The 12921-nt window shown below is 38.2% G+C and carries 12 protein-coding genes and 1 pseudogene; 8 read left to right on the top strand and 5 right to left on the bottom strand.

Features of this window, described 5'->3' with window-relative positions; all coding sequences use genetic code 11:
• Positions 1 to 37 precede the first annotated feature (37 nt).
• Entirely contained in the window at positions 38 to 610 is a 573-nt protein-coding gene (locus ACFX5U_RS05440) for a dihydrofolate reductase family protein (protein WP_400262715.1), read from the top strand.
• Between the two features lie 955 nt (positions 611 to 1565).
• On the opposite strand, the gene ACFX5U_RS05435 is transcribed toward ACFX5U_RS05440, so the two are convergent.
• On the bottom strand, positions 1566 to 1787 hold the full coding sequence (locus ACFX5U_RS05435; protein WP_400262714.1) for an MnmC family methyltransferase: 222 nt from the start codon (positions 1785 to 1787) through the stop codon (positions 1566 to 1568).
• 278 nt (positions 1788 to 2065) lie between these two features.
• On the opposite strand from ACFX5U_RS05435, the gene ACFX5U_RS05430 reads away from it, so the two are divergent.
• The 6 genes and pseudogenes from ACFX5U_RS05430 (at position 2066) to folK (ending at position 5584) form a co-directional block, all read left to right on the top strand.
• Entirely contained in the window at positions 2066 to 2722 is a 657-nt protein-coding gene (locus ACFX5U_RS05430; protein WP_038696875.1) for a sigma-70 family RNA polymerase sigma factor, read from the top strand.
• Between the two features lie 10 nt (positions 2723 to 2732).
• Complete coding sequence (folE, locus tag ACFX5U_RS05425) at positions 2733 to 3374, top strand: GTP cyclohydrolase I FolE (protein WP_051959785.1); 642 nt, start codon at positions 2733 to 2735, stop codon at positions 3372 to 3374.
• A gap of 11 nt (positions 3375 to 3385) precedes the next feature.
• Complete coding sequence (locus ACFX5U_RS05420; RefSeq protein WP_400262713.1) at positions 3386 to 4054, top strand: flavodoxin reductase; 669 nt, start codon at positions 3386 to 3388, stop codon at positions 4052 to 4054.
• Entirely contained in the window at positions 4041 to 4262 is a 222-nt protein-coding gene (locus ACFX5U_RS05415) for an SDR family NAD(P)-dependent oxidoreductase (RefSeq protein WP_400262712.1), read from the top strand. Before ACFX5U_RS05420 ends, ACFX5U_RS05415 begins: the two co-directional genes overlap by 14 nt.
• A 28-nt stretch (positions 4263 to 4290) precedes the next feature.
• A pseudogene (locus tag ACFX5U_RS05410) lies at positions 4291 to 4785 on the top strand (SDR family oxidoreductase); the annotation flags it as partial.
• A 19-nt stretch (positions 4786 to 4804) separates the two neighbouring features.
• The gene (gene folK, locus ACFX5U_RS05405; RefSeq protein WP_158500269.1) at positions 4805 to 5584 is read left to right on the top strand and encodes a 2-amino-4-hydroxy-6-hydroxymethyldihydropteridine diphosphokinase; all 780 of its coding nucleotides are present in this window, start codon (positions 4805 to 4807) and stop codon (positions 5582 to 5584) included.
• On the opposite strand, the gene ACFX5U_RS05400 is transcribed toward folK, so the two are convergent.
• Entirely contained in the window at positions 5556 to 6356 is an 801-nt protein-coding gene (locus ACFX5U_RS05400; RefSeq protein WP_400262711.1) for a type ISP restriction/modification enzyme, read from the bottom strand. The genes folK and ACFX5U_RS05400 overlap by 29 nt on opposite strands.
• 91 nt (positions 6357 to 6447) lie before the next feature.
• On the opposite strand from ACFX5U_RS05400, the gene ACFX5U_RS05395 reads away from it, so the two are divergent.
• Positions 6448 to 7614, top strand: a complete 1167-nt coding sequence (locus tag ACFX5U_RS05395; RefSeq protein WP_400262710.1) for a homing endonuclease associated repeat-containing protein — start codon at positions 6448 to 6450, stop codon at positions 7612 to 7614.
• 253 nt (positions 7615 to 7867) lie between these two features.
• Here the strand turns inward: ACFX5U_RS05395 and ACFX5U_RS05390 are convergent, their stop codons facing one another.
• The 3 genes from ACFX5U_RS05390 to ACFX5U_RS05380 all read right to left on the bottom strand — a co-directional run bounded on the left by ACFX5U_RS05390 (position 7868) and on the right by ACFX5U_RS05380 (position 12899).
• Complete coding sequence (locus tag ACFX5U_RS05390; protein WP_400263568.1) at positions 7868 to 10834, bottom strand: glycosyl hydrolase; 2967 nt, start codon at positions 10832 to 10834, stop codon at positions 7868 to 7870.
• The gene (locus ACFX5U_RS05385; RefSeq protein WP_400262709.1) at positions 10821 to 11156 is read right to left on the bottom strand and encodes a glycosyl hydrolase; all 336 of its coding nucleotides are present in this window, start codon (positions 11154 to 11156) and stop codon (positions 10821 to 10823) included. Before ACFX5U_RS05385 ends, ACFX5U_RS05390 begins: the two co-directional genes overlap by 14 nt.
• A gap of 114 nt (positions 11157 to 11270) precedes the next feature.
• On the bottom strand, positions 11271 to 12899 hold the full coding sequence (locus ACFX5U_RS05380; protein WP_400262708.1) for a RagB/SusD family nutrient uptake outer membrane protein: 1629 nt from the start codon (positions 12897 to 12899) through the stop codon (positions 11271 to 11273).
• Between the last annotated feature and the right edge of the window lie 22 nt (positions 12900 to 12921).

The raw sequence follows: 12921 nt of genomic DNA, 5'->3' as shown, positions 1-12921 counted from the left end.
AAACAAAAAGTTATATAACCACTTAAACATATCTAAAATGAGACATTTAATTTTTTTCATGCACACTTCGCTTGACGGTTTTGTAGCTGGGCCAAACGGAGAAATGGACTGGATAAATTTAGACGATGAGCTATTTGACTTTGTGGCTACTATGACGGACAAAGCCGACACTGCACTTTATGGACGGGTAACTTACGAAATGATGCAAAGTTATTGGCCAACTGCAGGGGAAAACCCAAACGCTTCCAAACACGACAAAGAACATTCAGTTTGGTATAAAAAAGTTGCAAAAATTGTTTTATCAAAGACCATCAGCGAGGAAGGACTTGACAACACTACAGTCATTAGCGACGAACTTGCAGACAACATAAATAAAATAAAGAAACAAGAAGGAAAAGAAATTTTGATTTTTGGAAGTCCAACTGCTTCTCACTCACTACTAAGTCAAGGTTTAATTGACGAATTTTGGTTATTTGTCAATCCAATTTTACTTGGACATGGAATCCCGTTATTTAAGGGTATAATTGAAACTACAAAACTGAAACTTGTGGAAACGAAAACATTTCCTTGTGGCGTAATTGCACTTCATTATGAAACAAAACGCATTTAATAGACAATGGTCATTTAGTAAATAATTTTATAGACTTCTCTATTTCGGGTAACCACAACTCTGGGCTCGGCCCCAGAATTCAATAAGATTTGCAGACCGCAACAATTTAATCCTTCTTCCGATTCTTTTAACCGGTCTTTTTACTGTATTAGCAAAGAATGGAGCTCCTTTACCAATAGTAATCTTATCGAGAGAAATAGTTAGTTTACATCCTCTTCACTAAAACAGTTAACGCAACAATTATTAATCGATTATAGAAATAATGCTACTTCACCACTTTCTTCATGATTGAAAAACAGCTTTTAAAGACCAAAATGCCTGTTTCAGGTGAAAATCTGCCGCTTACCTTGAACACTTTATGCCTTTTGCTAGTTACTTCATCCATCACATGACCTATTTTCAATAGTTTTATGTCCTCCTTCTTCTAAAAAAGGAAGTACTTCTTCAAATAATCAGAACACTAATTGGCAACGAATGAATAGTTTCTCCTAAAGGTATCCACATCTTAACAATAAGGTGACTTTGTCTACAATAAGCCTAATAGCTATTTAGAAATATGGAACACCTTTCCATATCATGTAGTACATTTTAGAAAAGAAAGAAATTGATTTTGACTCAATAAGTATAGACTCCTTTGGTAGTATATATCATTAAACGAAACTAGTGTATAACAATTTAGGGAAAGCAATTACTTCTATACATAAAGGCCATCCTTTTCATAAACAGACTACGACTCAGCTAACCTGAGCATCATTTCTTTTCGACAACTGCTTAATTATTCAGAATAAGCTCCTCTTTTGTGTAAAAAGGGGGGACCTGTATCCCACGAAGTGCCTAGCATAACCTAAAAAGTATTCCTACCTAAGCCTCCCCCATTGCAACTTGACCGCACAATAGTTCAATAAATTAGCATGCTAACTATTATAAGTCATCGTTTAATGTAGGTTTTTACATATTATATCTTTGTCGCTCGTAGCATCTCTCTCTTTTCTAGCGCACCTGGAACTTGCGCAATAGTAAAGCCCAAAGCTTTTATACTTCTTTTCAGATTACCTGCGATGGCATAAGTAACAAATAAAACACCAGGTTTAATAAATTTTGCTACATGCGCCAAAACTTCATCCGACCTCATCTCGGGCTGATGAATAGCAGCATCTTGTTTGTCCCATATAAGCACTAATTGTGCACTAAAAGCAAAAAATCAGGTTACTCCTGTAACCTTTAATATGTTCATTAACTCTAATAGGATATAAACGATAATTTAAAATGAAAAAACCTAATTGGTAGTTGTCGACATAATAGCAATAATTGTAGGTTTACTCGTACTCAAAAATTCGTATCTTGGAGAGTATATCGTCACAACTTGGTTAACCTCGTATCTATAATAGTAAGACACTGATTTATAGCAATCACGACTTCTCAATGGGGATATTATCCAAAACAATAAATCAATAGATGAAAGACATGGATCAACGGACAGAAACGGAGATTATTTCCTGCATACTTCAAGGAGAAAAATCGCTCTACGAGGTGATCGTAAGAAGATTTAATCCATGCCTATATAAAGTAGGACGATCTTATAATTACAATCATGAAGATACACAGGATTTAATGCAGGATAGTTATTTGGACGCCTTTAGGTGTCTATCACAATTTGAACAACGTTCAAATTTCAAGACCTGGTTAATGCGTATCATGCTTAACAACTGTTATCATAAGAAACAGAAATTCAGTTATAAAAATGAATTGCCCACTGATAATATCAATGAAAATTTATGTCCCATGTTTAACAATTCAAACAATGATACCAACAGGCAAGTGTACAGTAGAGAACTGAGATATGTCATAGAAAAATCGTTGGAAAAAATTCCGGACGAGTATCGTATTGTTTTTTCTCTACGAGAAATAAACGGGCTCAATGTAGCAGAAACAGCAGAAGTGCTGGAAATTACCGAAAGTAATGTAAAAGTAAGACTTAACAGGGCCAAGGGAATGTTACAAAAAGAGCTGAAAAAGATATATTCTGAGACAGAACTATACGAATTCAACCTGATTTATTGTGATGCCATGGTCGATCGCGTGATGAAAAAAATAACTGAACAATACATATAATAGAACATATATGGAAGATTTATTGCATATGCCCGTAATAGGGCGTAACATAGACACCCCGTTACGAGAAGATGCATTTGAACTTAATGACAATGAGAAAATTGAAAAAATAGCTAGATTATTTAGTGAGATTATGTGGACACTGGGATTGGACTTGACCGACGATAGCCTGCGTGGCACTCCATTAAGAGTAGCTAAAATGTATGTTAACGAAGCATTCAGCGGATTGAATGCTGCGAATATGCCTCAAATAAGCCTCTTTGAAAACCGATATAGCTACGATCAGATGCTCATTGAAAAGGATATTACACTTTACTCCCATTGCGAACATCATTTTGTTCCCATCATTGGAAAAGTTCATGTTGCTTATATTCCACATGGAAAAGTAATTGGATTATCAAAAATCAATCGTTTGGTCCAATATTATGCCAAAAGACCACAAGTACAAGAACGTCTGACTATTCAGATTACAGAAGGTATGAAGCATGTCTTAGGTCATGATGATGTCGCTGTATGGATAGAAGCTGACCACCTCTGTGTAGCATCACGAGGCATAAAGGATACCAATAGCCGAACAATTACGGAGAACTATTCGGGGGTTTTCAATAATAAAGATATACAGCAAAAATTTATGACATACATTAATCGTTAATCATACCGGACATGAAAAGTATACTCAAGATTAGAGAAATCAAGCACCTTACCCATGATGTACTGCTGATTCAAACAGATAGACCAGATTCGATTACCTTTCAGCCAGGACAGGCTGCAGATATCGCCATCAATCTGCCCGATTGGTCCGATCAACTTCGACCTTTCACTTTCACCTCATTGCCAGAAGATGATTTTTTGGAGTTTACCATAAAAACATATCCCTCCCATCATGCTGTAACTGAGAAACTCCTTACTTTGGTAGCAGGCGATGAACTCATCGTACACAGTGTATTTGGCTCCATAACTTACAAAGGAGAAGGAATATTTATTGCGGGTGGAGCAGGTATTACACCTTTTATTGCCCTATTTCGTCATTTAGAGAAAGAAGGATCAATAGGAAATAACAAACTTCTATTTGCGAATAAGACAAGTGCAGATATAATCCAAAACACATATTTTCATACCTTATTAAAAGATAATTTTATTAATGTACTCTCGAAAGAACAACTAAAAGGATATGAAAGTGGCTATATCACAACAGACATTATCAGAAAACTGCAAGCTGCAGACCTGAAATATTATTATTTATGTGGCCCCCCAAACATGATGGATGCTATACAGAAGAGTTTAGAAACTTTGGGTGTGAACGAAAAATATATAGTACATGAAAGTTTCTGAACAACGTGTAAAAACAGACCGCTATGCACTGGTGACAGGCGCTTCTGATAGAATTGGAAAAGCAATAGCTTTGGAATTGGCAGAAATGGGGTATCATCTGGTATTGCATTATCGAAGTTCGCTAGCAAAAATTGAACAGGTAAAACAGCAGATTGAAGGTATAGGACGAAAGGCAGTTTCTCGTACAATTCGATTTTTTAGCAGATAATGACTTTAATAAGGTCTTCGATGACCTAAAGTCGAAAAATATCATGATCGAAGTAATGATCAATAGTGCCTCAGATTTTTCACCTTCCAATTATACAAATAAAGGAAGTCTGATGCTTGGTCGCCAAATGAAGATCAATTTTGAAGGTGCTTATTCCCTTACTAAAGCTTTTTATCAAATATATGGCAAGGGAATCGTTATCAATCTTTTGGATACCAAAATCAATAAAAACCATACGATGCATCTGGATTATATCCTGGCAAAAAAGTTATTGGCCGAATTTACGAAAATATCAGCCTTGGAACTCGCTCCACATATACGCGTCAATGGGATCTGCCCGGGTTTAATTCTTCCTCCCAAGGGTAAGGGAGAACAATATTTAAAAGAGCTCGCGGAACATATTCCACTCAAACAGATTGGAAGTCTGGAAGATATTCAAAGAGCGGTTCGCTTTCTGGTCGAGATGTCCTTTATCACCGGACAACTACTCTTCATAGATGGCGGCGAACATTTATCATCATAAATCTATAATTAAAAATAAAATGCCAAACACATCATCTATAACAAAGTTACTGACTATACAGGTTGACAATTTACGCTTACGGGCTTACATCGGCTATCTAGATTGGGAAAAAAGAAAATTACAGGATGTAGTTATATCATTCTCCTTCAAGTATAACGCTGCTATAGCAACGCTGCAAGATGATGTTCACTATGCAATAAATTATAAAGATGTGAACAAAACAATAATTAAGATTATTGATAATCAATCTTTCAACTTGATCGAAACCTTAGCAGAACAAGTATATACCGTTATTGCTGAGTTTGACCCTCGGATAGAAGAAATTAATATAACAGTTGAAAAACCGCATGCACTACGTTTTGCCGATAATGTAATGGTAAAGGTCTCCAGTAAAGACCGATTTAATTTGGCATTAATTGCTATGGGATCAAACATTGATTCCGAAATCAATATGCAAAAAGCATTAGAAAAACTGTGCAAACTGGGGACAGTAACAAAACGAACGGATTTTATCAAAACGAAGCCTCTGAAATTCAAAGATCAAGATGACTTTACAAACGGAGCTGTCTTATTACACAGTAATATGTCTATGTTACAGTTAAAATGGAAACTCAAAGAAATTGAAGCTCTGATGGGGAGAGTCCGAACAGATAATAAGAATGCACCACGTACTATTGATCTAGATATCGTTTGTTTCAATGAAATCATCATTGATGAAAAAGAGTTGGAAGAACTACCTTTTTTAAAAACATTTATAAAAGAATTGCAACCTAATAGCTTAGGTCTATCTCGTTCCTAAGGCGAACTGTATTGCTTAGTGCGTCAATTAAAATTTGATATTGCACGATATCCAATTCTTCTAAATTCGAACCTAGGTATCTTTTCAACCATTCCTGAGCTGGAAAATAATTGAAGCACTTGAAGTTCCAGGCGCGCTCAGGAATGTTTCCGAAATATTGTTCATCATTGATATACACACTTCCTTCTCGAAATAGGTAAGAGTTCACCTGATTATCACCTACAATGGGGAAGCTTGTTGAAATGTTAGCTGAATATGATTGATCAATCGCAGTTAAGTTTCTAAATACCTTTCCAATATGGACCAATTTCCAAAAAACATCCGCATCCGTTGGATAGGGAATTTCGATTACTTTTGATGACATCGATTCGTTAACACTGATAGCATTATCCGTAATGTACAAAAACGCATAACAATAATCTAAAATATCTACTCGGCAAAAAACCTGCTTAAACTCATCTCTTAACTCACTATTATGATATGCATAACAAACCTGACCAATATCTTCGGTCGTTTCTAAGAAAAGCCCTAACTGAGAGGCAAACCTATTCATAATGGACAATTCATCCTTTGAAGGTACCTGTGATGCAGTTCGTAAAACATGTAAAGTTAAATCAATAGCAAATAGCTGAAAAAACACTTCACCGCCATACTCACCTACTATAGTCGTTTGGTTAAGTTTAAGAGCGAACGAACATGTAAAATACTTCGACCTCGCTGGTGACAAGTTCTCACTTAATTCTAAATCAGTAATGATATAAGAGAAACACATATTTTCTTAATATATTGGTAAATTGCGCATAATTTATTAATTTAAAGAAAAATTATAAACGCTATTCTAATAACGCAAAAAAATAAACGTTTTGAAAGAAACACAAGAAAAAATTATTGCCAATGCATTTTCTAAGGTAAGAGCGTTTTATGATCTCCACGGGCGTACCCCCATTAGACGCGAGTTTGAGCAGGTCAATACTATTGCACGCAAATATTTTGGAACATGGAACAATTTCATAACCGCAGCTGGCTTCAAACCTAATGTAACGAAATCAAAATCAGAGATTACGGAGGAGTTGTTTAACCTGGTTCATGAATTTTACAAAACACACAAACGCATTCCTATGCGGAGAGAATTTTCCAATAAATCGAGTACCATTACCAAATACTTTGGGTCATGGAATAAATTTATTGCTGAAAGTGGTTTTGAACCTAATTCGAGAAGAATACCTTCTAAAATTAAATTAAAAAACTCTTTGATACAATATCGAATCAAAAATCAAAAAATTCCCGCTGTCTCCGATTGCATTTCCAAGAATGGATTGTATAATTTCAGATCTTACTTTACCCATTTTGGTGTTAATTCATGGCCAGATGTATTGGAATATGTCGGTTTGCGTCCCTATTTTAGAATGACGACAATGAGTGAACCTGAGGCCAAAGAAGCGGTTATAAAGCTCATCAGAAAACACAAGATCCTATATGGTAAAGATTATTTAAGACTAAAACCGGAAAATTATCCTTCATTATGGTACCTAAAAGAAAAATTTGGGTGGAACAAATTATGCTACTTGGCCGGTACAAAGGTTCCCTTAACGAAGGTTAGCGTAAAGGACCATTATATGGGCCTCATAAAAGAATCCGGTAAGCCAACTGTAAAAGAGTTAGCCGCAAAAATGAAAACAACACCTGGTGCCATAATTTGGAAACTGGACCAAAATCTGAACGATTTTATTACATCCATCGGTCATGAACCAATACACAAAACGCCAAATAGATGTAAACTCACAAAAAAACAACTTGCCGAACATTATAAAGCCAAAAGCCTTGAACATGGATATGAAAATGGTATACCTCGCGATAAACTGAAGGAGTTGACAGGATATCCAAGAGAAGTATATGAAAGAAGATATTTTTCCATGAATGGTCTCCGATTAGCCTGTAACCTAAAGTTTGTACACCGAGGAAGTAAACGATACTCGGAAGAGGAACTATGGGATATCTTGAAAAAACCGAAGTATATGAAAATACCTTAGTTTAATTTCAACTTAGCATTCATTTTATTTTCCATGCTCTAATTTATATACACAAAAAGATATTGTCAATTTGAAATTAAAGGCGATGCTTCTCATTTAGGAGAAGTAGACTAATTTAATCCTTTTGAAAGGATTAAATTAGTCTACAGCTACCATTCATTCTCTCATTAAAATCTTAGTCGATAAATAAGATTTTAATCCGCGGCAAATTGCCTCCTGCTCAAATCTTTCAATTACCTGATTATAAGGCACATCATTCCCTCTTTTGAATCTGCAAGACTACAGGTCCCAACAATCCAGACTTCCGTAGTGGTGAATTTTTGTCCGGTCCTGCTACCGTCCATGTTTTTCGCTTATCTTCAGCTTGTCCAGCATCATAAACTAGACGATTGAACCACGTACTGGTTACTTCAATAGAAAGTGTATTTACACCTTCTTTAATCCAATCTGTAATATCAATACAATAAGGAGTTGCCCATAATTTGTATGGTTTTTCGCCATTGACCGATACAGCCGCAGCCATATCTACATTGCCAAGGTCAAGAATATAATGCTCTTCAAGATCGATTTTCTTGATATCGAAAGTTGTCGTATAAGTCGCTGTACCCGAAAATGCTTTTCCTTCAGGAGCGATATCAAGGTCTTTCCAAGGTTTTAAGTCTGTCAATGGTAATGCTGCGGGAGCTCCCCATCCCGTAGGGAAAGCAAGCATCCATCGCCCTTCAATTGGCAAAGTTTCAACCGTCATTTTCTGCTTAAACTCAGGAGACACATGATCTTGATCTTTTTTTCTAAATACGATGAAACACGAACCGGCACGAGCTAAATCAATCTTAACCGTTGTACGATCTCCGTTCTTGTTGCTCTCAACCGGCATTGAACGACCTGTCATAGGATCCCAAAGTTGCACATCTCCACTGCTGCGAAAATCAAGTGTGCCCTTAAAACCACGCCCCTTGGGTGCACTTATAAAGTACCAATCAGCTCCTTCAATCTGCCTATGGGACCATAATGCATCTCCCCCAATCACATCAGGAGCTATTTTCAATACCGAAAATGCTTCCTCGAGCGACATACCAGAAAGAACATAGCCCTTTCCAATCTTCTGCTCTTTACTGCTCCCTTTTCCCCATAGACCTTTCACAACGTCATTAAAACGTCGCTTGGCAGCATCGCCACCTCTAAGTGTCGCTAGCCCTCTAGGAGGGTTGCCGACAACTGTAGCGCCATCGCGTACCAATGTCTGTATTTTCTCTAATGTTTCAGGTAACATATACGGAACATCCGGTAGCCATAATACACGATAACTAATTCCTTCTGGTGTAACCAAAAGCCCATTTTCTACTTTTAGCCGATTCAGCAGCACATCGGGGTTGCAGTAATCGTATTTAAATCCTGCTGGAAATGGTGCATGTTGATCAGGCTTATGGTTTATTTCATCTCCGAGATACCATAATACATCGGACACCGGTTTTCCGCGTTCAAGCATGAAGCTACATCGCGCTAAATAATCTTGAAAATCTGGAACATAATTCCACCATGTCTGCCCCCGTACGAAAGGAGTACCGATCCCTGCACCAAAAGATGATCCTGGCGCTAAAAAAGGAGTTTGGGGATTGTGTGTATACGTATGGAATACAAAATGCGAAACACCTTCTATGCTATTGATGTTGGCCGCTTCTTTTAGGTCTTCCAAGTGTTCATCCCATGTCAAACTCATATCTGTAAACGATTCTGCGGCCACGCGAGGTTTCCCATACATCCTTGCGGCAGATGCTGTGGGCTTAATTGGTTTGAAATTTAATGAGCCAACAAATCCATCAGACATCGGCAACCAGAATTCGGCCATCGGTACGTCTGCAAACTTAAAATACTCTAGGATATCCGCTGGAAAAACATCTCCAGCGGCTGTTTCATAAGTAACATATAGCCCCTTTTCATGTGCTAAATCGGTCATACGACCATAAAAATTATGAGTAACAAGATCATTCACAGTCCTTCGCCAATCGTACAAAAATCTTGCTGTAGTTTCGTGGTCTCCGATGACATATCCAAACATTGCTGGAAGCCACTTACGAAGTTCATAGTTTGCAACGCGACTAAATTCATCTTCCATACTGGCCGTCCAAGTTTGCGTATGGCACTCCCAGCTATCCAGCAGCATCCCATCCAATAATCCACCTGCAAGCGGTCCTTTTTGATCTACAAGTCGCCCTATATACCCTGCAAAGTGTGCGTCAGGACCAGATTTAGAGAACTTATTAGCCTCCCATCCCGTACCTTCAGCAGGAGCTGGACCATTCCGTGCTCCAGTATTCACATGCCCCATTCTAAGTATGGTCCAATTCCCACTAGGAGCAACCCAATTTAGATTTCCATTTTCATCCATCTTATCGGAAATATCCAGTATGTGCCTAGGTGCAATGAATGCTTTTGAAGATTGAGCGGGTGATTGACCAGAACGCTGAATGCTCCGTAAAGTCCAACCCGCCTCCGACTCCCAACTATTTTTCCGGGCGGCAGAGAAAAGACGGAGCGAAGAAAGCGCCATATTGTATTTATTGACAATGGAGATCCGGTATTTATTCACTCCAGCGACTTCAGAACAAGCTAACGTAATCGGTTTATCGTCTTGCCAATTTGATTGAGGCATATCAGCCCGTAGGATGTCCTTTAATTGCCCATTTGGCAACACTGCCTGTATTGAAACAGTAACCCCTGGTTCATAACATTGTCCATGATTGAAGCTATTGATACTGGGCATCTCTACTGACCTAAGCATTACAGGGTCGGTAAAAGTAACTTCAACCCAATGGGGTTTATCAGCAGAGGTTGGTAACAACTGCATCGATTCCTTGGCATCCCCCGCCAAATAAGATTCCCATTCAGTAGCAATATTACTTTTTATGGATTGGGGTACAAGCGGCAGACCGGTATCGTCAAGTGGTGTTGGAAAAGCAAGCACGGCTACTTCCTTGTAATCGCGCCAAGACTCTTTAGTGAATGCTGGAAGCGACAGAAGCTGATTAATGGCATTACCGCCAGTTACATCCGTACGGCTTACTGTCAGGTTCCGCATCGCGTTAGAGGGTTCAATCCACGGGCCACCAGCAGTTGCCCATCCTGGTGTATTATTCATTGTAAAGCGCAACCCTAGGCGTTCACATTCCTTGGCGGTATGACGTACTGCATCATCCCATTTTGGACTAAGGCTTGTTATCTGAGGTTTCTACACCTGGCCAAGGGCCTCCGAACTGGCCATGAAAAAGATGGATTCCTGAAAACCCAGAAGTTGCTATGGCCTCCAGATCTTTCGTAATCCCTGCCTTCGATACATTTCCGCCGATATAATGAAACCAAGTTTCAGGACGATTCACTTTTGATGGCTTCAGAAACGAACCCTCATCATGCTGCCCAAAAGGTTTGTTAATATCCTCGTATGACGGAATAAAAGGCGCTTTCAAAACTTGAGCGAACAAAGGATTGACAAAGGAAATAAGGATTCCGATACAAAGTATTATGGGTCGTTTTAAATATTCCATTTTTTATTATTTAAACTTTTTTTATAATCAATTTATGCAACATCTAATAGAACATGGATGATTTTTCAAGAACAGACCTTTAGAAATTCTGCTCCTGCTTATATAAGTAGATGCTTAATAACCTTCGTTTTGTGCCAATTTATTTAAGCTTTTGTCAATCTCAGCACGTGGTATAGGAAGTCGATAATGCTGTTTTTTAAAATCACGTTCCCCCGACAAAACACTTATCGTATAGTTTTTCTTATTCTCTGCTTGCTTTAATATCGTCATTTTTAACAGATCCAAATTTTCGGTTTTTTCTGCAATCATCCACCGTCTAACATCGTAAAAACGATGCTCTTCGAACGCTAACTCTACCAAACGTTCGTTGTGGATTCTTTCCCTCAGCTTTTCTCCAGCATCCGTTACCGGTGGCATCTTAACGCTTAATCGGTCTCTAACTTTATTAAGGTATTCTCTTGCTACCCCCTCATTTCCTAATTCAAATTCTGCTTCGGCATAATTTAGCAAAATCTCGGCATATCTGAAATAGATCCATGGATTTGTTGGCTTCTCTGTATTACCGGTGGGTGGTATGTCTTCATTCATAAATTTCTTTAAAGCATACCCCGTCAACGAGGCATTCCAAGGTTGAACAGTACTTTCTGGGGAATCTAACCCGCCTTTAAATGTCTCCGTTTCACGTCCCATCCACATCGACCCGTCATAAAGTATGGTTGCGTAAAATCGTGGATCACGACCTTCATATGGTTTCATAGGATCATAGCCCGATAGCTGATTAACGATTCGTGTTCCATCCACTTGAATATGATATGGAAGTAGTCCGGTACCTTTCATTTCGTAAGCATTGACCAAATTTTGTGTCGGTCCTTGAAAGTTTCCGCCCTCATCTCCATTACGTCCATTTTTCCAATTATAATCCGTACTGTTGGCCTGAGTAAAATAACGTGCCCATATGATTTCATCATTATCTTTCAGAAACAGATTTTGATAATCTGGATAAAGTACATAGGCCCCCAATAATTCCCGAGCAGCGTCAGAGGCTGCCTGCCATTTGGACTTATCATTTGAAGCATTGTTTAACTTACTTGCCGCATACAATAGAACACGGGATTTGAGTGCTTTACTCGCATCACCCGACGCTCTACCAAGCTGACTAGCACTTTGCTTTGATGGTAGTAACTGAATCGCTTCATCCAATTCTTTAACGATAAAGTCTACACCGTTCTCATACGAATCGCGGGACAAAGAATAGTCCTCATTCAATTCATATACCTTCGTAATAATGGGCACTCCTCCGTACCTCCAAATTAAATTGGCATAAACAAATGCCCTAAGAAACTTCATTTCTCCGATCATGATATTCTTAACAGCCTCATCAATAGGCGCAGCCTGTATTTTTGAGAAAAACACATTCATATTGCGAATTTGACTGAAACCGAGCTGCCAATAATTAACCCTACCAGAGAGCATCGAAATATTATCAGAGGTCACCTCACCTTTTTGTAAAACGAACATATTGCCGTGATTATGTAAATCATAGGATTCATCACTTGCAGCAGCAAAGACATCATCTTCATACCCGTGTAAAATAGCGTTATAATTTGCATTCACATACAATTGAACTAATGCCGCGTCTGACCATGTATCTCCTTCAGACAGTTTATCCAATGGCTTCAACTCCAGCACATCGCAAGAGCTCACTGTAAAAACAATTAATAAGATATAGATAATTTTTTTCATTTCTATAGGATTAAACATAAAA

The sequence above is a fragment of the Sphingobacterium sp. SG20118 genome (assembly GCF_044740685.1).
Lineage (GTDB): Bacteria > Bacteroidota > Bacteroidia > Sphingobacteriales > Sphingobacteriaceae > Sphingobacterium.
Note: the sequence above shows the minus strand (reverse complement) of the source record. Positions and strands in the feature narration are given on the sequence as shown.